Source organism: Variovorax pasteuri (genome assembly GCF_051216435.1).
Taxonomy (GTDB): Bacteria; Pseudomonadota; Gammaproteobacteria; order Burkholderiales; family Burkholderiaceae_C; genus Variovorax.
Genome location: NZ_JBPJZS010000004.1, coordinates 97,622 through 119,055 on the forward strand (window position 1 = coordinate 97,622; position 21,434 = coordinate 119,055).

Genomic DNA, 21,434 nt, shown 5'->3' on the forward strand with positions numbered 1-21,434 from the left:
ATCGCCGGGCAGTGGCCGGATTTCTACCATGCGCCTACACAAGAACGAGATGGAGACAAACCCATGTACCTCACCCAGGGCCTTCACCGGGCCGTGCAGCAGCGCCCCGATGCCATTGCCGTGCGCTTTGCCGGTCGCGCACCCAGCTTTCGCGACTTTGCCGACCGCGTGGCGCGCCTGGCCGGCGCGCTGCAGGGGCTCGGCATGCAGACGGGCGACCGCGTCGCCATGCTGTCGCTCAACTCCGACCGATACCTGGAATACCAGATGGCCGTGCCCTGGGGCGGCGGCGTGCTCAACCCCTGCAACATCCGCTGGTCGCCCGCCGAAATTCTCTACTCGCTGGAAGACTCGGGCTCCACCATCATGCTGGTCGACGAGACCTTCCGGCCCGTGGTCGAGCAGATGCGCGGCCAGTCGAAGAGCCTGCGCGAGGTGATCTACTGCGGCGACGGCGCCGTGCCCGCCGGCATGCACGGCTACGAGGCCCTGATCGACACCACGGCGCCGGTGCCCGACGCGGTGCGCCGCGGCGAGGACCTGGCCGGCATCTTCTACACGGGCGGCACCACCGGCTTTCCCAAGGGCGTGATGCTCAGCCACACCAACATCTGCAGCTCGGCACTGGCCGCGCAAGCCGAGGGCCTGGCCCCGGCCGGCGGCTGCTACCTGCATGCGGCGCCCATGTTCCACCTGGCCGACATGGGGCTGGCCACGCCGCACTGGTTCACGGGCAACACGCACGCCATCCTTCCCATGTTCACGCCCGAAGGCGTGCTCGACGCCATCGAGCGCGACCGCGTGACCAGCCTGCTGCTGGTGCCCACCATGATCCAGATGCTGGTCGACCACCCGGCCATGCGCAAGCCGCGCGACCTGAGCAGCCTGAAGGGCATCACCTACGGCGCGTCGCCCATTTCCGAAGCAGTGCTCAACCGCGCCATGGAAGCCTTTCCCGGCGTCGACTTCGTGCAGGCCTACGGCATGACCGAGCTGTCGCCCATCGCCACGCTGCACCCGGCGTTCTTCCACACGGTCGAGGGTCGAAAGACCGGCAAGCTGCGCGCGGCCGGCCGAGCCAGCGTGTGCATGGAAGTGCGCATCGTCGATGCCGACGGCACCGAGGTGCCGCGCGGCACCGTGGGCGAGGTGGCGGTGCGCGGCCCCAACGTGATGCAGGGCTACTGGAACAAGCCCGAGCAGACGGCGGCCGCGCTGCGCGACGGCTGGATGCACACCGGCGACGGCGCCTACATGGACGCCGACGGCTTCATCTTCGTGGTCGACCGGCTGAAGGACATGATCATCAGCGGCGGCGAGAACGTGTACTCCGCCGAGGTCGAGAACGCCATCAACCAGCATCCCGCGGTGGCGGCCTGCGCGGTCATCGGCATTCCCAGCGAGGAGTGGGGCGAGGCCGTGCACGCGGTGCTGGTGCTCAAGCCGGGGCAGGGCATCCGGCCCGATGAACTGATCGCGCACTGCAAGACGCTGATCGCCAACTACAAATGCCCGCGCAGCGTGGCCGTGACCGACGCGCTGCCGCTGTCGGGCGCCGGCAAGGTGCTGAAGACCAGGCTGCGCGAACCGTTCTGGCAGGACCGCCAGCGCAGCGTGGCCTGAGCCGCGTCCGGCACTCCTTTCTTTCAACCCATCACCTCCAAGAGCCATTCCAATGAGTCAAGACGTCTACGTGGTCGGGGTCGGCATGATCCCCTTCACCAAGCCGGGCGCCAACCAGCCCTATCCACAGATGGCCAGCCACGCCACCAACGCCGCGCTGAAGGACGCCGGCATCGGCTACGAGCTGGTGCAGCAGGCCTACGTGGGCTATGTGTACGGCGACTCCACCGCCGGCCAGCGCGCGCTGTACGAGGTGGGCATGACCGGCATTCCGGTCGTCAACGTCAACAACAACTGCTCCACCGGCTCGACCGCGCTGTTCCTCGCGCGCCAGGCGGTGGCCAGCGGCGCGGCCGACTGCGTGCTCGCGCTCGGCTTCGAGCACATGAGCCCCGGCGCGCTGGGCGCGGTGTTCAACGACCGGCCGAGCCCGTTCGACCAGTTCGAGCACATCACCGACGAGCTCGTCGGCAACGAGCAGGTGCCGCTGGCGCTGCGCTACTTCGGCGGCGCGGGGCTGGCGCACATGCAGCAGTACGGCACGCAGATGTCCACCTTCGCGAAGATCCGCGCCAAGGCCAGCCGCCATGCGTCGAACAATCCGGTGGCGCTGTTTCGCACGGTGATCACCGAGGACGAGGTCATGGCCGCACCGGTCATGTGGCCCGGCGTGATGACGCGGCTCATGGCCTGCCCGCCTACCTGCGGCGCGGCCGCGGCCATCGTGTGCTCGCCGCGTTTCGCCGAGCGCCACGGCCTGGACCGCAGCGTGCGCATCAAGGCGCAGGCCATGACCACCGACCGGCCCATCACCTTCGAGAGCCGGGACATGCGCGAGGTGGTCGGCTTCAGCATGGCGCAGGAGGCCGCGCAGAAGGTGTACGACGCGGCCGGCGTCGGCCCGCAGGACGTTGACGTGGTCGAGCTGCACGACTGCTTCGCGCACAACGAACTGCTGAGCTACGAGGCGCTGGGCCTGTGCCCCGTGGGCGGCGCCGAGAAGTTCGTGCTCGACGGGGACAACACCTACGGCGGCCGGGTGGTCACCAACCCGTCGGGCGGGTTGCTGTCGAAGGGGCACCCGCTGGGCGCCACCGGCCTGGCGCAATGCACGGAGCTGGTCCAGCAGCTGCGCGGCACGGCGGACAAGCGCCAGGTCGAGGGCGCGCGGATGGCGCTGCAGCACAACCTCGGGCTGGGCGGCGCCTGCGTGGTCACGCTGTACGAACGCGTCGAACGCGCGTGAAGGCCGGCACCATGATCGACAGGAAATGGATCGGTCACACGCTGCCGCCCTCGGTGCTGCCCATCGAGCGCAGCCGGCTGCAATTCTTCGCCAAGGCCATCGGCGAGACCGACCCCGTCTACACCGACGCCGCCGCCGCGCGTGCCGCCGGCTACCCCGACCTGCCCGCGCCGCCGACCTTCCTGTTCGCGGCCGAGCTCGACTCGGGTGCGTCCAGCCAGCTGCTGGCCGACCTGCAGATTCCGCTGTCGAAGCTGCTGCACGGCGAGCAGAGCTTCAGCTACCACCGGCCGGCCTGCGTGGGCGACACGGTGACGGTGCGCTCCACCATCACCGACATCTACGACAAGAAGAACGGCGCGCTCGAGTTCGTCGTGAAGACCTCGCGCGCCACCAACCAGCGCGACGAGCTGGTCGCCGAACTGCGCGCGGTGATCGTCTGCCGCCACTGAAGGAACACCGATGAATGCCCTGACCTGCGACGCCGTTCAAGTCGGCGACGAACTGCCCGCGCTGCAGCTGCCGCCGGTGAACCGCACCGCACTCGCGCTGTTCGCGGGTGCCTCGGGCGACCACAACCCGATTCACATCGACACCGACTTCGCGCGCAAGGCGGGCATGCCCGACGTGTTCGCGCAGGGCATGCTGGGCATGGCCTGGCTCGGGCGGCTGCTCACGCAGTGGGCGCCGCAGTCGCAGCTGCGCCGCTTCGACGTGCGCTTCCAGGGCATCACGCACCTGGGGCATGCGGTGCGCTGCACCGGCCGCGTGGTCGAGAAGCTCGAGCACAACGGCGAGCCCTGCGTGCGCATCGAGGTGCTCAGCGCCAACCAGTACGGGCAGACGCGCATCGCGGGCGAAGCGCTGGTGGCGCTGCGCTGACATCACTTCAGGAAAGACAAGAGACATGACACCCAAACTCGCCGGCAAGGTCGCCCTCATCACCGGCTCGGGCCGCGGCATCGGCCGCGCCATTGCCTTGAAGCTCGCCTCCGAAGGCGCGCGCATCGTCGTCAACGACCTCGACGCCGAGCCGGCCGAAGACACCGTGCAGGCCATCCGCGCGGCGGGCGGCGAGGCCGTCGCCTGCGTCGGCAGCGTGGCCGCGCCGGATTTCGCCGAGCGCTTCGTCGGCACGGCGGTGAGCGAATACAAGGGCCTGGACATCGTCGTCAACAACGCCGGCTACACCTGGGACAGCGTGGTGCAGAAGATGACCGACGAGCAGTGGTACGCCATGATCGACGTGCACCTGACGGCGCCCTTTCGCATCCTGCGCGCGGCGCAGCCCGTGATCCGCGCGCTGTCGAAGGCAGAGACCGAAGCAGGGCAACGCGTGGTGCGCAAGGTGGTCAACATCTCGTCGGTGGCGGGCCTCTTCGGCAACGCGGGCCAGGCCAACTATTCGACCGCCAAGGCCGGCATCGTCGGGCTCACGCAGACGCTGGCCAAGGAGTGGGGACGCATGAACGTCACCGTCAACTGCGTGGCCTTCGGCTTCATCCAGACGCGGCTGACCGCCAGCACCGCCGAGGCGTCCACCGCGAACATCGAGGGCCGCGAGATCAAGGTCGGCATCAACCCCGGGCTGCTGGCGATGATGGAGCAGTCCATTCCGCTGGGGCGCGGCGGCACGCCCGAAGAAGCGGCCGGCGCGGTGTACCTGCTGTGCGCGCCGGAGTCCGACTACGTGAGCGGCCAGACGCTGATGTGCACCGGCGGCCTCACCGGCATCTGAGCGCGCTGCCGGGCGGCGAGGGCAGGTCCTTGCGGGGCGCGCCGCGGCATGCGGCTGATACACTCCGCCCGCGTTGTCAGGTGTCCTGGCGCCCCGTGGAAACGGCGGGGCGGCCAGGGTGAAACGGGAAGTCGGTGCGCGGCGGTGGAGAACACCGCGCCATGCCGACGCTGCCCCCGCAACGGTAAGCGAGTCAGAAGCAAGACCCCGGGATCCGGTCCCACGCCACTGTGTCACGAACGGCACGGGAAGGCGGTCTTTGCAGGAGAGCCGACGGCCCTCCGCTCGCGAGCCCGGAGACCGGCCTGACGACCAGCGCATGACCTTGCGGTGGGCGAGGATCGGCGGGCGACGCATTGCGTCCGGCTCGATGCATCAGGTCATCCGCCGGAACAGCATTCGCTGACGCCTCCGATTTCTCCCCCCCGCCGGGTCTTAACGACCATCAGTCGCGCGGCGGGCGCGGAGGAAACATCATGAACGAGCGAGCCATCGCTCCAAGCAGCGCTCCGCAGGGAGCGTGCACGCCGGGAACCGTGTGGTTCGTCGGCGCGGGTCCGGGCGACCCGGAACTCATCACCGTCAAGGGCCGAGGCCTTGTCGAACGCGCAGGGGCCATCCTGTTCGCGGGCTCGCTCGTGAGCGAAGCCGCCACGCGCTGGGCGCCGCCCGACTGCGAAATTGCCGACAGCAAGGACATGACGCTCGAGCAGATGTCCGCGTGGCTCATTGCGCAGGCCGCACGGTGCCATACCGTGGTGCGCCTGCAGACCGGCGACCCGGGCCTGTACGGTGCGCTCATCGAGCTGGTGCAGCCGCTGGATGCGGCGGGCGTGCCGATCGGCGTGGTGCCGGGCGTGTCTTCCGCCATGGCCTCGGCGGCGGCGGCGGTGGAGAGCCTCACGCTGCCCGAGGTCACGCAGACCGTGATCTTCACGCGCGTCGAGGGCCGCACACCGATGCCCGAAGGCGAATCGCTGGAGGCGCTGGCCGCGCACCACAGCACGCTGTGCATCTTCCTGAGCATCACGCTCATGGGCAAGGTCACGGCCGCGCTGACGGCCGCCGGCTGGTCGCCCGACGCCCCCGTGGTGGTGGTCCACAAGGCGAGCTGGCCGGGCGAGGAAAAGATCGTGCGCGGCACGGTCGCCACCATCCAGGCGCTGTGCCGCGAGGCCCGCATCGTGAGCCAGTCGATGATCATCGCGAGCCCCACGCTGGGCGCGCGGCAATGGACCACGCTGGCCAAATCCAAACTCTACGACGCGAGCTTCACGCACCGCTTCCGGCGCGCGAGCGTTCCCGTCCAGACCCTCCTGCAGGACCTTCCATGAGCACCGAAACCATTCTCCTGGTGGGCCACGGCTCGCGCGAAAAATCCGGCAACGACGAGATCGAGGCCTTTGCGGCGCAGTGGCGCGAGCGCCGGCCGGGCTGGCGCATCGAGGTGTGCTTCATCGAGTTCTCCGAGGTCACGATGAGCGAGGGGCTGCGCCGCGCGGCCAAGGGCGCGCAACGCGTGGTCGTGGTGCCGCTCATCCTGAATGCGGCGGGCCACGTGAAGATGGACATTCCGCAGGCCATCGACGGTGCGCGGCTCAAGTTCCCGATGGTGCAGTTCCTGTATGCGCCGCACCTCACGGCCTGCGACCCGATCCTGGCGATCCTGCGGCGGCGCCTGAAGGGCGCGATGCAGGCGCTGGACATGCCCGACCCCACCACCACCGGCGTGGTGATCCTGGGCCGGGGCTCGTCGGACCGGCAGGCCAACGGCGACATGGCGAAGATGGCGCGCTGGCTGCTGGAGGAGACCGACCACGAGCTGGTGGACCTCGCCTTCACGGGCATCACCTACCCGCGCCTGGAGAAGGCCGTGCAGCGCCAGAGCCTGCAGGGCATGAAGCAGGTGGTGGTGCTGCCCTATTACCTGTTCAACGGCACGCTGGTCGAGCGCATTGCGCGCCAGGTCGAGAACCTGAAGGCGCAGTACCCGACGATCCGCTTCGTCTCGACCCGGTACTTCGGCTTCGAGCCCGAGATCTTCGCGCTGCTGGAGCAGCGCGTGAACGACCTGCGGCGCGGCGCGCCGATCGCGCTCATGCCCTGCGACGGCTGCAAGTTCCGCGACTTCGCGGTGGAACACGGCCTGGGCGGCCACCACCATGACGATGCCGTGCCGCACAGCCATGGCGACGAGCCTCCGCATCCGCATCCGCATCCGCATCCGCATCCGCATCCGCATCCGCATCCGCACGATCACGAACATGCGCATGACCACGCACATGGCCACGCGCACGGCACGGCGCCGGCACCGTGATGAACCCGACGACTTCCATGGCGGCCAACGTCGTCACCGAGCAGCTCACCGCGGCCGGCCGCGCCATCGAGCACGACTCCTTCGCGGTGATCGACCGTGAGGTCACGTCGCACCCCTACACCGCCGACCAGTGGCCGGTGGTGCGCCGCATGATCCATGCGAACGCCGACTTCGACTTCAACGGCCTGACCGACTTCCACCCCGACGCTGTCGACGCCGCCATCGCCGCCATCCGTTCGCGCGAGAGCCGCGTGGTGGCCGACGTGGAGATGATCTGCGTGGGCCTCTCGGCGCCGCGCCTGGCCCACTTCGGCATGGGCACGCACCAGTTCATCAGCGACGAGGACGTGATCGCGCAGGCCAAGGCCGAAGGCACCACGCGCGCCGTGCAGGCCATGCGCAAGGCACACCGCCTGGGCCTGGTCGACGGCGCGATCGTCGGCATCGGCAATGCACCCACCGCGCTGATCGAGATCGTGCGGCTGATCCACGAAGAGGGCGCGCGCCCCGCGCTGGTGGTCGGCATGCCGGTCGGCTTTGTCTCGGCGGCCGAGTCGAAGGACCTGATGGCGCTGGAGGCCGGCGTGCCCTGGGTCGTGATTCGCGGCCGCAAGGGCGGCTCCACGCTGGTGGTGGCCGCGATCCACGCGCTGCTGGGCCTGGCGGAGGCGCGCGAGCACACCGCATGATGGACAAGGGCGCGCCCCGCGGCACCCGCACCGGTTTCACGACCGGTGCGTGTTCGGCCGCGGCGGCGCGCGCGGCGGTGATCGGCCTGGTCACGGGCCAGGTGCCCGACGAGGTCGAGTGCCTGCTGCCCAACGGCGACCTGGTGCGCTTTGCGGTGCAGGACGGCCGCGTCGACGGCACGCTCGCGCATGCACATGCGATGGTCATCAAGGACGCGGGCGACGACCCCGACTGCACCGACAAGGCCCACCTCACCGCCGACGTGCGCGTGCTGCCCGAACTGGCCGGGCAGGTGCTGCTGAAAGGCGGCGTCGGCGTGGGCACGGTCACCATGCCGGGGCTCGGCCTGGCGGTCGGCGGGCCGGCCATCAACCCGGTGCCGCGCCGCAACATCGAGGCGAACGTGCGCGCGGTGGGCACGCCGCTGCTCGACGAAGTCGGCCTCGAGGTGGCCATCTCCGTGCCGCAGGGCGAGGAGATGGCCAAGAAAACGCTCAATGCGCGCCTGGGCATCCTCGGCGGCATTTCCATTTTGGGCACCACCGGCATCGTCAAGCCCTATTCCACCGCCGCCTACCGCGCGAGCGTGGTGCAGGGCGTGCAGGTGGCGGGCACGCTGGGCCACGGCGTGGTCGTGCTCACGACCGGCGGGCGCACCGAGAAGTTCGTGATGGCCGAGATGCCCGAGCTGCCCGAGCCGGCCTTCGTGCAGATGGGCGACTTCCTGCGCTATGCGATGGGCGCGGCCGTGAAGGCCGGGATCAAGAAGGTCGTGATCGGCGGCATGGTCGGCAAGCTCACCAAGATCGCGCAGGGCGAGACCATCACCCACGCCGGCCGGGCCGAAGTCGACACCGGCCTGCTGGCCGACCTGGCGGCAGGGCTCGGCGCGCCGAGCGACGTGTGCGACGCGATCCGCGGCAACGAGACCGCGCGCTACGCCGGCGAGCGCATGGACGCGCTCGGGCTCGGCACGGCTTTTCACACGGCGCTTGCGCAGCGCGTCATCCAGACGCTGCGCACGCGCTACCCCGACCAGTTCGAACTGAAAGTGCTGGTCTGCGACTTTGAAGGTCGAAAGATCGCGGAGGCCTCCTGAACACCGACGACAACATGACGAACAAATGCCGCATCCTCGGCGTGCTGGACGACGGCGATGCGAGCCTCGGCCGCAGCGCGCTGGCGCATCTGCAGCACGCGCAACTGGTGATCGGCGCCGCGCGCACCCTGGCCCTGTTCGCCGCGCACATCGCACCCGACGCGGTGCAGCGCGACCTGGCCGGCGGCCTGTCGCAGGTGCCCGAATGGATTCGCGCCGCGCAGGCCGAGGGCCGGCGCGTGGTGGTGCTGGCCACCGGCGATCCGCTGTGCCACGGCATTGCGGCCTTCCTGGCGGCGCGCCTGTGCCTGGAGGCGATCGAGGTGCTGCCCAACGTGTCGACGCTGCAGCTGGCCTGTGCGCGCCTCGGCCTGCCATGGCAGGAGATGAAGTTCGCCTCCGTGCACGCGAAGGACGCGGGCGACTGGCTGCCGGGCTCGCCGCCCGCGCACGGCCTGTATGCGCTGCTGCGCGACATTCGCCAGCACGACCGCCTGGCCGTGCTCACCAGCCCCGACAACACGCCCGACCGCATCGCGCGCATGCTCGTGGCCGAAGGCCTGGCCGACGACTTCGAGATGGCCGTCGCCGAGCGCCTGTGCCAGCCCGAGGAGCGCGTGGTCAGCGGCATGCGCATCACGGCCGCGGCGCAGATGCGCTTTGCCGACCCCAACGTGGTGCTGCTCTGGCGCACCCGGCTGCGCGCGCCGCAGGTGCTGTTCGGCCTGCCGGACGCCAGCTTCGAGCAGCGCCATCCCGAGAAGGGGCTGATCACCAAGAACGAGGTGCGCGCCGTCTCGCTCGCGCGCATGCAGTTGCGCACCGACAGCGTGGTGTGGGACATCGGCGCGGGCTCCGGCTCGGTCGGGCTCGAGGCCGCACGGCTGTGCTGGCGCGGCCACGTGTACGCCATCGAGAAGAACGCGGACGACAGCGCCATCGTCGCGCGCAACCGGCAGGCCATGGGCATCAGCAACCACAGCCTGGTGCACGGCAAGGCGCCCGAGGGCCTGGCGGCGTGGGCCGACCCGGACGCGGTGTTCATCGGCGGCTCCGGCGGCGAGCTGGCCGAGCTCATTGCGCTGGTGCTGCGGCGCCTGCGCCCGGGCGGCTGGCTGGTGATGAACTTCGTGACCATCGAGAACCTCGCGGGCGCGGTCGAGGCACTGAAGGCGCAAGGCGCGCGCTGGGACGTGCTGCAGCTGCAGGCCTCGCGCAGCAAGCCGATCCTGCACATGCACCGGCTGGCGGCGGAGAACCCGGTGTGGCTGGTCTGCGCGCAGGCAGCCGTGGCCATCCCCGAGACGGGCGCTGCGGCATGACGGCGCCCGGCATGCTCCACGGCGTGTCGCTCGGCCCCGGCGACCCCGACCTGATCACGCGCCGCGCGTGGTCGCTGCTGATGCGCCCCGACGCCATCTGGACCTACCCCGTGCGCAGCCTGCGCAAGGAAAGCTACGCGCTGGACATCGCGCTGCGCGCCGGCCTGTCGACGCCCGCGCAGCACCAGGCCCTGCTGTTCCCGATGACGCACGACGCAGAGAAGCTCGCGCGCCACTGGCTCAAGGCCGCCGAGACCGTGCAGGCGATGCTCGCGACCGGTCAGGACGTGCTGTTCCTGGTCGAGGGCGACGCCTCCACCTACGCGAGCTTCTGCTACCTGGCGCGCGTGCTGCGCGCGCTCGACCCGGCCGCGCGCATCGAGGTGGTGCCCGGCGTCACCTCTTTCAACGCGGCCTGCGCACGGCTGCAGCTGCCGCTGTCCGAGCAGGACGACACCGTGGCCATCGTGCCCGCGGCCTACGGCATTGCCGCGGTCGAGAAGATGCTCGACGACTTCGACACGCTGGTGCTCATGAAGGTCAAGCCGCTGCTCGACGACCTGATCGACCTGCTGGCGCGGCGCGGCCTGCTCGAACACAGCCGCTTCATCGAGAAGGCCGGCTCGCCGGTGGAGCGCATCGTGCACGACGTGGCCAGCCTGAAGGGCACCAAGGTCAACTACCTGTCGCTGCTGCTGGTGAAGAACCCCGGCCGCGAACGCGGCGAGCTGGTGCGCGGCTGCCGCAAGAAAACCAGCGCTGAAATCGAAGAGGAATCCCCGAATGACGAATGAAGCCGCACCCCGCGTGGTGCTCGTGGCCATCACCAAACATGGCGCGCAGCAGACCGCAGGCCTGGCGCGCCTGCTGCCCGAGGCCAGCGTGTGCGTGGCTGACAAGTTCGCACCGCTCATGGCCGGGCTGCCCAACCCCGTGCGCGCCTATGCGGGCGCGTTTCGCGACGAAATTGCCGCGCTGTTCGCCGACTTCGACCAGGTCGTGTTCTTCGTTTCGCTCGGCGCCGTGGTGCGCCTGATTGCGCCGCATCTCAAGAGCAAGGACGAGGACCCGGGCGTGCTGGTGGTGGACGACGCCGCGCAGTTCGTGATTCCGGTGCTGTCGGGCCACGTGGGCGGCGCCAACGCCATGGCCGAGCAGGTCGCCGCGCTGCTGGGCGCGACCGCCGTGCTGACCACCGCGTCGGACGTGGGCAAGACCATTCCCGTGGACATCCTCGGGCGCGAGCTCGGCTGGAAGGTGGAGGCGCCCAAGATCAACATCACGCGGGTTTCGGCCCATGTGGTGAACGGCGAGCCGATTGCGGTGGTGCAGGAGGCCGGCAGCCCCGACTGGTGGACCCGCCCGACGCCCCTGCCGGCCAACATCCACCGGTTTGCGCGTTTCGACGAGGTCGACCTCGAGCGCTTCAAGGCCGTGCTGTGGATCACGCAGGCCGAGGTGAGCGCCGAGCGCTGGAGCGCGCTGGTGGAGCGCCTCGTGGTGTACCGGCCGCCGCAATGAGCCCGGTGCGCTATGCCATCGGCCTGGGATGCGACCGCGGCACGCCGCAGGCCACGCTGCAGCAGGCGCTCGACGAGGCGCTGGCCGGCATCGGCGCGCAGCCGGCACAGGTGGCCGCGGCGGCCAGCATCGACCTGAAGGCCGACGAGCCGGGCCTGCTGGCGCTGGCCGCTGCCCAGGGCTGGGCGATGCATTTCTATCCCGCCGCGCAACTGGCGCAGGTGCCCGTGCCGCATCCGTCGGAAACGGTGCGCAGGCACACCGGCACGCCCTCGGTCAGCGAGGCGGCCGCGCTGCTGGCCGGCGGCGGCCTGCCGATGGCGGCGCTGGTCGTGCCGAAGCACAAACACCGCGGCGCCGACGGGCGCCACGCGACGATCTCGATCGCGCGCATGTCCTGAACCCACGTCAACCCCCGAACGGAACCCGCAATGAACGCCTCCGCACACCCCACGCGCCGCGTGCCGACCCCATGAGCGGCAAGATCTCGCTGGTCGGCATCGGCCCCGGCAGCCACGACCACATGACCCAGCGCGCGCTGGCCGCCATCGCCGAGGCCGACGTGGTGGTCGGCTACAGCACCTACATCAAGCTGGTGGCGGACCTGCTCGAGGGCAAGGAAGTGATCCGCAAGGGCATGACCGAAGAACTCGACCGCGCGGTCAACGCGCTCGAGCGCGCCCGCGAGGGCAAGAAGGTCGCGCTGATCTCCAGCGGCGATGCCGGCGTGTACGGCATGGCCGGCCCGACCTACGAGGTGCTGTTCCAGGCCGGCTGGACGCCGGACTCCGACATCGCCGTGGAGGTGGTGCCCGGCGCGTCGGCCATCAACGCCTGCGCGGCGCTGGTGGGCGCGCCGCTCACGCACGACTTCTGCTCGATCTCGCTGAGCGATCTGCTCACGCCCTGGCCGGTGATTGCCCGGCGGCTCGACGCGGTGGCGGCGGCCGACTTCGTGGTGGCCCTCTACAACCCCAAGAGCGGGCGGCGCACCCAGCAGATCGTGCAGGCGCAGCAACTGTTCCTGCGGCATCGGCGGGCGGACACCCCGGTGGCGGTGGTCAAGTCGGCCTACCGCCGGCGCGAGCGCATCGAGTTCACCACGCTGGCCCACATGAGCGAGTGCGACATCGGCATGCTGACGACCGTGCTCATCGGCAACAGCCACACCTTTCTGCAGCACGGCCTGATGGTCACCCCGCGCGGCTATGCCAACAAGTACGACCTGGACAACGGCGGCAGCACGCGCAGCGGCGAGAAGCCCGGCCGTTCGCTGTCCACCGGGCTGCTGGGCTGGATGACCAACCTGCGCGCCGACCACGCCGACGGCATGAGCATTGCCGCGCTGGCGGCGCAGCACCGCCTGCCGGTCGACTACATCGAGGCCGTGCTTGCCGCACCGGTCGAGGAGCAGCCGGCCGTGGCCGCACCGCTGGAACCGGCAGAGGAAACACAGGAATGACCGAAGTCGTCAAGCCGAAGATCGGCGTCTACAAGCGCCACCTGCTGGTCTGCACCGGCCCGCGCTGCAGCCCCGACGGCGCCTCGCAGGATCTGTTCGACAGCCTGGGCGACAAGTTCAAGGCGGCGGGGCTCAACGAGGGGGAACTGCGCGTCAAGCGCAGCCGCGTGGGCTGCTTCGCGGCCTGCAAGGGCGGGCCGGTGATGTGCGTGCAGCCCGACGGCACCTGGTACTACAACGTCACGCCCGAAAACATGGACCGCATCGTGGCCCAGCACCTGGTCGGCGGGGTGGTGGTGGAAGACCTGGTGTTTCACCAGGGGCCTGGTCTGGGGGCGGGCGAGGACGGCTGAGAGGGTGCTCAGCGCGGCTCCTGGATGAAATCGACGAAGGCGCGCAGCGGTGCCGGCAGCAAACGCCGGCCCGGGTAGTACAGGAACGGGCCGGAAAAGCGCGGCCACCACGGCTCGAGGATCGGCTCGAGCGCGCCGCTGTCCATGCAGGGGCGCAACCAGTCCTCGAACAGATAGATCACGCCGGCCCCGGCCACCGCCGCATCCACCGCCAGGTCGGTCGCGGCGCCGAGCCGCACGATCAGCTGTCCCGTCACGTCCACGCGAAGCACTTCGCCGTCGCGCTCGAACTCCCATGGCGGCATCGATCCGCTGGCGAAGCGCCCGCGCAGGCATTCGTGGCCGAGCAGGTCGCGCGGGTGCTCCGGGCGGCCGCGGCGCGCCAGGTAGGCGGGCGAGGCCGCCACCGCGAAGCGCTGGGTGCGCGGACCGATGGGCACGGCGATCATGTCCTGCTCCAGCCGCTCGTCGTAGCGGATGCCGGCGTCGCAGCCGACCGCCAGCACGTCGACGAAGCCGTCCTCGGCAATCACCTCGAGCGCGATGTCGGGGTAGGCGGCCAGGAAGGGCGGCACGATCGAGGGCAGCACGAGCCGCGCCGCGCTGACCGGCACGTTCAGCTTGAGCGTGCCGGCCGGCCGGTCGCGAAAGCCGTTCACCACGTCCAGCGCGGCCTCGACTTCGGTCAGCGCGGGCCGCAGGCGCTCCAGCAGCCGCTGCCCGGCCTCCGTGGGCAGCACGCTGCGCGTGGTGCGGTGAAACAGCCGCACGCCGAGCTGCGTTTCCAGCCGGCGCACCGCCTCGCTCAGGCTCGAAGCGCTCACGCCGCTCAGGCGTGCCCCGTCGCGAAAGCCCTTGGCTCCCGCCACCGCCACGAAGGCGTTCAGATCACCGAGGTCGACTTTCATTGTGTGGAATTCCGTACAGCCTGTGCCGATTGTGACGACTTATCAAGCAGCGGTGCGCTGCCTAGACTGGCCTCGTCCCGTCAAGCTTCATGAAAGAAACACCATGTCCAGCACGCAAAACCACACCTCGTTCGCCCTTGGCGATCGCACCGTCCGTCGCCTCGGCTACGGCGCCATGCAACTCGCCGGCCCCGGCGTGTTCGGCCCGCCCAAGGACCGCGCCGCGGCGCTGGCCGTGCTGCGCGAAGCGGTGGAAAGCGGCGTCGACCACATCGACACCAGCGACTTCTACGGCCCGCACGTGACCAACCAGCTCATTCGCGAGGCGCTCGCCCCGTATTCCAAAGACCTGGTCATCGTGACCAAGATCGGCGCACGGCGCGACGACAAGGGCGGCTGGCTGCCCGCGTTCTCTGCGCAGGAACTGGCGCAGGCGGTGCACGACAACCTGCGCAACCTGGGCCTTGACGTGCTGGAGGTCGTGAACCTGCGCATCATGTTCGACACCCATGGTCCGGCCGAAGGTTCGATCGAGGCGCCGCTCACGGCGCTGGCCGAACTGCAGCGCCAGGGCCTGGTGCGGCACGTCGGCCTGAGCAACGTGACCGCCGCGCAGGTCGCGCAAGGGCGCGCCATCTGCAGCGTTGCCTGCGTGCAGAACCACTACAACCTGGTGCATCGCCATGACGATGCGCTCATCGACCAACTGGCGCGCGACGGCATTCCCTATGTGCCGTTCTTTCCCTTGGGTGGGTTCACCCCGCTGCAGTCGTCCGCGCTCTCCGGCATCGCCGAAAGCCTGGGCGCGACGCCGATGCAGGTGGCGCTGGCCTGGCTGCTGCGCCGCTCGCCGAACATCCTGCTGATTCCGGGCACCTCGTCGGTCGGCCACTTGCGCGAGAACCTGGCGGCAAGCACGCTGCAGCTGCTGGCCGATGCGATGGCCGCGCTGGACGGCGTGGCGGCGCCGAAGGGCAACTGAGCTTCAGCGTGAGATGGAGCGCGCCGGAGCGGGCGTGATCGTCCGCGCCAGCCGCAGGATCGTCCGCGTGGCGCACCCATCGCACGCAAACGCTCAACCGCTCAACCGCTCAACCGCTCAACCGCTCAACCGCTCAACCGCCCAGCACGCGAGCGCTGCCCAGCATCTCGTGCGTGTCGTGCGCCATCACGGCCAGGAACGCGAGCAGCCCGATGTAGTACACGCCGTACGTCAACCGCGTCTCGCCCGACACCGCGTAGTACTGCTGGTTGGCCGGGTCCTTCGGGTCGTACTTCCACGCGTGCATGACCTGCGGCGCGGCCAGCACGGCCACCAGAACGAGCATCGGGCTCGGGCGCCAGAAGAACAGCGCCACCAGCACCGGCACACCCACCAGCCACACGCGCGGCGTGAGCACCGCGGTGATGCGGCCGCCGTCGAAGGGCGACAGCGGAATCAGGTTGAACAGGTTGATGAAGAAGCCCGCGTACGCGAGCGCCAGCAGCAGCCGGCTGTCGGTCTCGCGCGCCGCGAAGTAGCAGGCCAGTGCGGCGAGGCTGCCGAGCAGCGGGCCGCCCAGGCCGACCCACGCCTCGGTCTCCACGTCGTGCGGCTGCTGCTTCAGGTCGATCCACGCGCCCACGAAGGGAATGAAGGTGGGCAGCCCCACGTCGAGGCCGCGTTGCCGCGCCGCAAGGAAGTGGCCCATCTCGTGGACGAAGATCAGCGCCACGAAGCCCACCGCATAGCGCCAGCCGAACACGAAGGCATAGGCCAGCACCGACACCAGCATCGTGCCGCCCGAGAGCGCCAGCTTGCCGAGCTTGCCCGCGCTCAGCAGCAACAGCAGCAGCTTCACCATGGCGCGTGCCTCAGGTCGCCGGGGGCTTGGGCGGCTCGTTGAAGGTGGCGGTGTCGTTCGGCGGCGGCGCCACCGTCGCAGCGGGCGCGGCCACCACCTCGGGTTGCTTCTTCTTGAAGATCTTCGCAACGCCCCACAGCGCGGCGCCCACCGCCACGATCGCCAGCTTGGCGAACTTGGCCGCGAACGCCAGGATGATCGCGAACAGGCCCAGCTTCTTCACCGCCACGCCCGCCACCAAGGCGGCCAGGCCGTAGGCGGCGACCTTGTCGGTGGACGCGTTGAAGTCGGCGTACTTCTTGCCGTCGTCGTACTGCAGCGCGGTGAGCAGCCTGGCCGCGTCGGGCTTGTACTTGTCGATGTCCTTGGCGTTGGTGATGAGGTTCAGGCTCAGGTAGCCGTCGCGGCCCAGCGCGTAGGTGTTGTAGTTCACGCCCTGGTTGTCGTCGGCGCCGCCCTTTCGCTTGGACAGTGCCGACCACACGAGTCGGTGCGTGCCGGCCTCGTACTCGGGCTTCTGCGCCCAGCCGGTCACCTCGATGGCGGGAATGCCGCGCTTGGCGCGCTCTTCGTTCGCGGCCTCGGTGCCTTCCTTCAGGCTCTTGAGCAGGTCGTCGGCGTTCCACTCCTTCGCGTCGTCGTCCTTGATGTAGCCCTCCTTCACGAACTTCACCACCGCCATCCAGTCGGCGTCGTCGGCGGGGAAGATGGCACCCAGGAAGGTGTCGTCGGTGCGGTTGCCCATGGCGCGCATCAGCTGCGCGGCAGCGGGCGTGGGCACCCACACGTAGCCTTCGGGCAGTTTCAGGTGGGCCTGGTCGCGCAGCGCGATGTCGGCGGGGCCGGTTTTCTGCACGGCCTTGGCGGCCTTGAATGCGGCCTCCTGCTCGGCTTGCGGCGACAGGGCGGTCGAGGCCGGTGCGGCGGTGGTGGAAGCACCAGTGGAAGCACCAGTGGAGGTGCTGGTCGGGGATGCGGCGTGAGCGGTGTGCGCCACGAAAGCGGCGCACGCGAGCAGCAGGCCGGCCGTCAGGCGGGTGGTTTGAATACGCAAGTTCTCTCTCCTCGGTTGTTATGAATCTGGCGAGCGAGAAGAGTGTAAATAGCCCGCGTGCGGGCCCCTGCGTTCGACCCGCGCGCTCAGCTTCTGGCGAGCGCTGGAGGCCTGCGGTGCTGCGTGGCGGTCTCGTAGTCGTAGGCGTAGGCCAGCAGGTCGGCCTCGCTCCAGAGGCGGCCCACGAACAGCAGGCCGAAGGGCGCGCCGGACGCGTAGTAGCCGGCAGGCATGGTGACCGCAGGCAGGCCTGCAATGTTGATTTCGCCCACAGTCGTTTCCTGGATCGTCTGCCCCGTGCCCGCCGGCGGAAGCTCCTCGCGCATCTGCGGAAACACCAGGCCATCGAGCTGCTCGCGCGCGAACACCTCCTCGACGATGCGAAGGTAGGCCTCCTTCAACGCGATGAAGGCCGACAGCACCGGGGGCGTCGTCGGCGACGCGAGGGACGCCACGAACTCCGGCAGGTTGTGCATGAAGCCCAGCACGCCCTGCGCACCGAAGGCCGACTCGCTCGCCGTGGCCGCGGCGAATTCGCCGAAGGTCTTGAGCGCGGCGTTCGGGCCCAGGCGCTCCAGGTACCTGTGCAGGTCGTAGGGCACCGACTCCATGCCGCGCGCATCGAAGTTCGCAAGCGGCGGCGTGGTCTGCCGGAGCGCCGCGAAGCCGGTGCCGGCGAAGGGGTCGTCCACCAGCACCGCACCGCGCGCCCTGAGTTCGTCCGCGGCGCGCGCATACAGGCGCTGCGTTTCTCCCGACAGCGGCTGGGTACGCCAGCCCGGGCCGTAGAGACCGAGCCGCACGCCCTGCAGCGACTGGCTCCCGAGCTTCGACGTGTAGCCCAGCGCCGGCTTCTTGCCCACGCCCGCGAGCGTCTTCGGGTCTTCGGCGGTGTAGCCCGCCAGCACGTCCAGGCACAGCGCGGCGTCGCGAACGCACCGTGCGATGGGGCCCACCACGTCGCGGTTGCCGGACAAGGGCATCACGCCCGCATTGGGCACCAGCCCGATGGTGGGCTTGATGCCGACCAGGTCCTGCGCCGAGGCGGGGTTCTGGATGGAGCCGCCGGTCTCCTCGGCCAACCCCAGCACCGCCATGCCGGCGCTCACCGCGGCGGCGGTGCCGGCGCTGCTGCCGCCGGGCACGCGGCCGGGCATCGCCACATTCAGTGTCGGACCTGCCCAGCTGTCGTCGGCATGCGTGCCCGTGTGGCTCAGCACCGGCACGTTGGTCTTGCCCAGGATGACCGCGCCCGCGGCCCGCATGCGCGCCACCACGGGGGAGTCGGTCGCGGGCATCAGGTCGACACCGCCCGTCTTGCTGTAGAGCAGCGACCATCCTGCCGTGGTCGGGAACCCGACCATGTCCATCGGGTCCTTCACCACGACCGGCACGCCCGCCAACGGCCCCAGCGCTTCGCCGGCCAGGCGGCGGCGGTCGATGGCACGCGCGTCCTCGATGGCCTCGTCGTTGATGAAGATGATGGCGTTGTAGTGCGCGTTGAACGCGTCGATCTGCGTCATGCAGGCTTCGGCGAGGCTTTGCGCGGTGAACGCGCCTGTCCTGAAGCCTTCCTGGACCTGGGCCACGGTCAACGTGCTCAGGTCGGGCGCCGATTCGAGATTGCTCATTCTTGAACTCCTGGTGAAATGGATGGGTCGATGCGCATGCCCGCGAAGGGCCGCGCGCTCAGAAAGTCATGTGCCGGTCGACGACCTCGTCGGTCAGCTGTTCGATGGGGCCGCTCTGCACGATCGACCCCTTCTCGAACATCGCGAAGTGGCTCGCCACGCGGCGGGCGAAGCCGATGTTCTGCTCCACCAGCACCATGGTCATGCCGAACTCGCGGTTCAGCCGCGTGATGGCCGCCTCGATCTCTTCGACCACCGAAGGCTGGATGCCTTCGTTCGGCTCGTCGAGCAGCATCACCTTGGGGTGCGCCGCCAGCGCGCGCGCCAGCGCCAGCTGTTGCTGCTGGCCGCCCGACAGCACGCCCCCGGCCCGGTGCAGGTTGGCCGCGAGGTACGGGAACAGCTCCAGCGCGAGCGGTGGAATGGTCTGCGGCCCGCGGCCGGCGAAGGCCCCCATCAGGATGTTCTGCCGCACGCTGAAGTCCGCGATGATCTCGCGGCCCTGCGGCACGTAGGCGATGCCGCTGCGCGCGCGCATGTGGGTCGGCAGCCCGTCGATGCGCACGCCCTCCAGCTCGATGGCGCCGGTCGAGCGCACCATGCTGCCCATCAGCGTGCGCAGCAGCGTGGTCTTGCCCATGCCGTTGCGCCCGAGGACGGCGGTGATCTTGCCGGCCGGTATGGCCAGGCTCACGTCCTGCAGGGCGTGGCTGCGGCCGTAGAAGCCGTTGACGTTCGATAGTTTCAGCATGACGAAGCGATCCCGTGAGAGCCGAGGTAAGCCTGCCGCACATGGGGGTCGCGCTCGATCTCCGCGACATTGCCCTCGGCCAGCACGCGGCCCAGGTGCAGCACCGTGATGCGCTCGGCGATGTCGCGCACGAAGGCCATGTCGTGTTCCACCACCAGGATGGTGTGGCTGCCGCGCAGCGCCTTCAGGATCTGCGCCGTCTTGCGGGTTTCCGCCTGCGTCATGCCGGCGGTGGGCTCGTCGAGCAATATCACCTTGGGGCGCTGGGCGATCAGCAGGCCCAGCTCCAGCCATTGCGTGTGGCCGTGGCTCAGGTCGGCGGCCTGGCGTTGCTGCACGCCCTCCAGCCCGATGAGCGCCAGGATCTCGTCGACCCGGGCCTCGTCCTGCCGCGCGAAGCCCCAGCGCAGGTTGCGAAGAATCGACGGCTCGCGCGTGGCCGCCACGCACAGGTTCTGCCGCACGCTCAGTTCCCTGAACACGCTCGGAATCTGGAACTTGCGCCCGATGCCCGCGCGCGCCACGCGGTACTCGGGCCAGTGGGTCACGTCGGTGCCGTACAGCTCGATGCGCCCTTCGGAGCTGCGCGTCTTGCCCGACACCAGGTCCATCAGCGTGGTCTTGCCCGCGCCGTTGGCGCCCAGCAGCACGCGCAGTTCGCCCTCGGCCACCTGCAGCGACACGCCGTCCACCGCCTTGAAGCCGCCGAAGCTCACGCCCAGCGATGTGAGTTGAAGAGCGGTCGCGGTCATTGCGCGCGCTCCAGCTTGCGTTGCGCCGAGCGGCTGCTCCAGCGCTCCAGCATGTCGTGCGCCCAGCCGCCGATGCCCTTGGGCAGGTAGAGAACCACCAGCACGAAGGTCAGCCCCACGATCACGCGCCAGGCCTCGACCAGCGACTGCGTCTCGCTGGCGGTCGCCTCGAGCATGTTGATCAGGATGGCGCCCACGCACGCGCCCAGCAGCGACGCGCGCCCGCCCACGGCGGCCCACACCACCATGCTGATGGAGAAGGCCAGGTCCATGAAGGTGGGGGAGGCGAACTCCGCCACCACCACGTAGAGCATGCCGGCCAGCGCGGCAATGCCCGCCGACAGCGCGAAGAAGAAGGTCTGGTAGTGCGCCACGTCGAAGCCGAGGTAGCGCGCCCGCTGCGGATCGCCCGAGGTCGCCCGCAGGATGAGCCCGGCGCGCGTGGCCAGCAGCAGCCGCGCCCCGACCAGCACCACCGCCAGCAGCCCGGCGACGAGGTAGTAGGTCGACGTGTTGTAGGGGTCGAACTCGTGCGCCGCGATGCGCAGCCAGGCCAGGTCCGACAGGCCGTTGAAGCCGTTGGTCAGCGGCTGCGCGTCCACCAGCAGCAGCCGCACCAGCAGCACCAGCGCCAGCGTGATGATCGAGACGAACACGCCCGCGATGCGCTTGCGGAACACCACCGCCCCCAGCACGAACGCCACCGCCACCGGCAGCACCACGCCCATCAGGATGCCGAACCACTGGTAGCGGAACGGCAGCCACAGGAACGAGCCCTGGTTGATGCAGCACAGGTCGACGAGCGCGCCCGGCTCGGCGTTCGACAGCATGAAGTCGGGCACCGGCCCCTTGCCGCCGTGCTGCAGGCTGGCCGGGCTCGCCATCTTCAGCGACATGGCCAGCATGTAGGCCCCGAGCCCGAAGAACAGGCCCTGCCCCAGGTTGAGAATGCCGGCATAGCCCCAGCACATGGCGATGGCGATGCCGAGCATGCCGTACACCAGGTACTTCGCGAGCCGGTTGAGCCAGAAGCCGTCGAGCACCAGCGGCGCGGCGGCCACCAGCACGAGAAAGATCGCATAGGCCGCGAAGGTCGCGCGCCGGTCCAGTTGGGCCACCATGT

The 21,434-nt window shown here is 69.7% G+C and carries 23 protein-coding genes and 1 riboswitch; of the genes, 16 read left to right on the forward strand and 7 right to left on the reverse strand.

The window, feature by feature from the left end:
• Positions 1-63: 63 nt before the first annotated feature.
• From ACSFBM_RS16845 to ACSFBM_RS16915, 15 genes are all read left to right on the forward strand, one after another.
• Positions 64-1,623: a long-chain-fatty-acid--CoA ligase gene (locus tag ACSFBM_RS16845; protein WP_435485354.1), complete on the forward strand. Its 1,560-nt coding sequence runs from the start codon at positions 64-66 to the stop codon at positions 1,621-1,623.
• A gap of 52 nt (positions 1,624-1,675) precedes the next feature.
• Positions 1,676-2,869 carry a lipid-transfer protein gene (locus ACSFBM_RS16850; RefSeq protein ID WP_435485355.1) on the forward strand — a complete coding sequence of 398 codons (1,194 nt, stop codon included), beginning with the start codon at positions 1,676-1,678 and terminating at the stop codon, positions 2,867-2,869.
• 11 nt (positions 2,870-2,880) lie between these two features.
• Positions 2,881-3,321: a MaoC family dehydratase N-terminal domain-containing protein gene (locus ACSFBM_RS16855; protein WP_435485356.1), complete on the forward strand. Its 441-nt coding sequence runs from the start codon at positions 2,881-2,883 to the stop codon at positions 3,319-3,321.
• Between the two features lie 10 nt (positions 3,322-3,331).
• Positions 3,332-3,751 (forward strand): MaoC family dehydratase, encoded by a 420-nt coding sequence (locus ACSFBM_RS16860; protein WP_435485357.1) that lies wholly within the window; start codon positions 3,332-3,334, stop codon positions 3,749-3,751.
• A gap of 25 nt (positions 3,752-3,776) precedes the next feature.
• The gene (locus ACSFBM_RS16865; protein ID WP_435440071.1) at positions 3,777-4,607 is read left to right on the forward strand and encodes an SDR family NAD(P)-dependent oxidoreductase; all 831 of its coding nucleotides are present in this window, start codon (positions 3,777-3,779) and stop codon (positions 4,605-4,607) included.
• A 61-nt stretch (positions 4,608-4,668) separates the two neighbouring features.
• Positions 4,669-4,930, forward strand: a riboswitch (cobalamin riboswitch).
• A 153-nt stretch (positions 4,931-5,083) separates the two neighbouring features.
• Positions 5,084-5,941, forward strand: a complete 858-nt coding sequence (gene cobM / locus ACSFBM_RS16870; protein ID WP_435485358.1) for a precorrin-4 C(11)-methyltransferase — start codon at positions 5,084-5,086, stop codon at positions 5,939-5,941.
• Positions 5,938-6,924: a sirohydrochlorin chelatase gene (locus tag ACSFBM_RS16875; RefSeq protein ID WP_435485359.1), complete on the forward strand. Its 987-nt coding sequence runs from the start codon at positions 5,938-5,940 to the stop codon at positions 6,922-6,924. Before cobM ends, ACSFBM_RS16875 begins: the two co-directional genes overlap by 4 nt.
• A complete protein-coding gene (locus ACSFBM_RS16880) occupies positions 6,924-7,613 on the forward strand; it encodes a precorrin-8X methylmutase (protein WP_435485360.1) in 690 nt (229 codons plus the stop codon). The genes ACSFBM_RS16875 and ACSFBM_RS16880 overlap by 1 nt, the downstream gene beginning before the upstream one ends.
• Positions 7,610-8,713, forward strand: a complete 1,104-nt coding sequence (locus tag ACSFBM_RS16885) for a cobalt-precorrin-5B (C(1))-methyltransferase (RefSeq protein WP_435485361.1) — start codon at positions 7,610-7,612, stop codon at positions 8,711-8,713. The genes ACSFBM_RS16880 and ACSFBM_RS16885 overlap by 4 nt, the downstream gene beginning before the upstream one ends.
• A gap of 14 nt (positions 8,714-8,727) precedes the next feature.
• Positions 8,728-10,035, forward strand: a complete 1,308-nt coding sequence (gene cbiE / locus ACSFBM_RS16890; RefSeq protein WP_435485362.1) for a precorrin-6y C5,15-methyltransferase (decarboxylating) subunit CbiE — start codon at positions 8,728-8,730, stop codon at positions 10,033-10,035.
• On the forward strand, positions 10,032-10,829 hold the full coding sequence (gene cobI, locus ACSFBM_RS16895; RefSeq protein ID WP_435485363.1) for a precorrin-2 C(20)-methyltransferase: 798 nt from the start codon (positions 10,032-10,034) through the stop codon (positions 10,827-10,829). The genes cbiE and cobI overlap by 4 nt, the downstream gene beginning before the upstream one ends.
• A complete protein-coding gene (locus tag ACSFBM_RS16900) occupies positions 10,819-11,556 on the forward strand; it encodes a cobalamin biosynthesis central domain-containing protein (protein ID WP_435485364.1) in 738 nt (245 codons plus the stop codon). The genes cobI and ACSFBM_RS16900 overlap by 11 nt, the downstream gene beginning before the upstream one ends.
• Positions 11,553-11,957 (forward strand): cobalamin biosynthesis protein, encoded by a 405-nt coding sequence (locus ACSFBM_RS16905; RefSeq protein WP_435485365.1) that lies wholly within the window; start codon positions 11,553-11,555, stop codon positions 11,955-11,957. Before ACSFBM_RS16900 ends, ACSFBM_RS16905 begins: the two co-directional genes overlap by 4 nt.
• A 71-nt stretch (positions 11,958-12,028) precedes the next feature.
• Positions 12,029-13,018 (forward strand): precorrin-3B C(17)-methyltransferase, encoded by a 990-nt coding sequence (gene cobJ, locus ACSFBM_RS16910; protein WP_435485366.1) that lies wholly within the window; start codon positions 12,029-12,031, stop codon positions 13,016-13,018.
• Positions 13,015-13,371: a (2Fe-2S) ferredoxin domain-containing protein gene (locus ACSFBM_RS16915; RefSeq protein WP_435440061.1), complete on the forward strand. Its 357-nt coding sequence runs from the start codon at positions 13,015-13,017 to the stop codon at positions 13,369-13,371. Before cobJ ends, ACSFBM_RS16915 begins: the two co-directional genes overlap by 4 nt.
• Positions 13,372-13,379: 8 nt before the next feature.
• Here the strand turns inward: ACSFBM_RS16915 and ACSFBM_RS16920 are convergent, their stop codons facing one another.
• Positions 13,380-14,279: a LysR family transcriptional regulator gene (locus tag ACSFBM_RS16920; protein WP_435485367.1), complete on the reverse strand. Its 900-nt coding sequence runs from the start codon at positions 14,277-14,279 to the stop codon at positions 13,380-13,382.
• Between the two features lie 103 nt (positions 14,280-14,382).
• Here ACSFBM_RS16920 and ACSFBM_RS16925 point away from each other — a divergent pair, with 103 nt between their 5' ends.
• Entirely contained in the window at positions 14,383-15,261 is an 879-nt protein-coding gene (locus tag ACSFBM_RS16925) for an aldo/keto reductase family oxidoreductase (RefSeq protein ID WP_435485368.1), read from the forward strand.
• 133 nt (positions 15,262-15,394) lie between these two features.
• On the opposite strand, the gene ACSFBM_RS16930 is transcribed toward ACSFBM_RS16925, so the two are convergent.
• The 6 genes from ACSFBM_RS16930 to urtC all read right to left on the reverse strand — a co-directional run bounded on the left by ACSFBM_RS16930 (position 15,395) and on the right by urtC (position 21,432).
• Entirely contained in the window at positions 15,395-16,123 is a 729-nt protein-coding gene (locus tag ACSFBM_RS16930; RefSeq protein ID WP_435485369.1) for a site-2 protease family protein, read from the reverse strand.
• A 10-nt stretch (positions 16,124-16,133) separates the two neighbouring features.
• Positions 16,134-17,177 carry a DUF2167 domain-containing protein gene (locus tag ACSFBM_RS16935; protein ID WP_435485370.1) on the reverse strand — a complete coding sequence of 348 codons (1,044 nt, stop codon included), beginning with the start codon at positions 17,175-17,177 and terminating at the stop codon, positions 16,134-16,136.
• An 86-nt stretch (positions 17,178-17,263) separates the two neighbouring features.
• On the reverse strand, positions 17,264-18,808 hold the full coding sequence (locus ACSFBM_RS16940) for an amidase (RefSeq protein ID WP_435485371.1): 1,545 nt from the start codon (positions 18,806-18,808) through the stop codon (positions 17,264-17,266).
• A 58-nt stretch (positions 18,809-18,866) separates the two neighbouring features.
• On the reverse strand, positions 18,867-19,559 hold the full coding sequence (gene urtE / locus ACSFBM_RS16945) for an urea ABC transporter ATP-binding subunit UrtE (protein ID WP_435440055.1): 693 nt from the start codon (positions 19,557-19,559) through the stop codon (positions 18,867-18,869).
• Positions 19,553-20,311: an urea ABC transporter ATP-binding protein UrtD gene (gene urtD / locus ACSFBM_RS16950; protein WP_435440054.1), complete on the reverse strand. Its 759-nt coding sequence runs from the start codon at positions 20,309-20,311 to the stop codon at positions 19,553-19,555. Before urtD ends, urtE begins: the two co-directional genes overlap by 7 nt.
• Positions 20,308-21,432, reverse strand: a complete 1,125-nt coding sequence (gene urtC, locus ACSFBM_RS16955) for an urea ABC transporter permease subunit UrtC (protein WP_435485372.1) — start codon at positions 21,430-21,432, stop codon at positions 20,308-20,310. The genes urtD and urtC overlap by 4 nt, the downstream gene beginning before the upstream one ends.
• Positions 21,433-21,434: the final 2 nt, after the last annotated feature.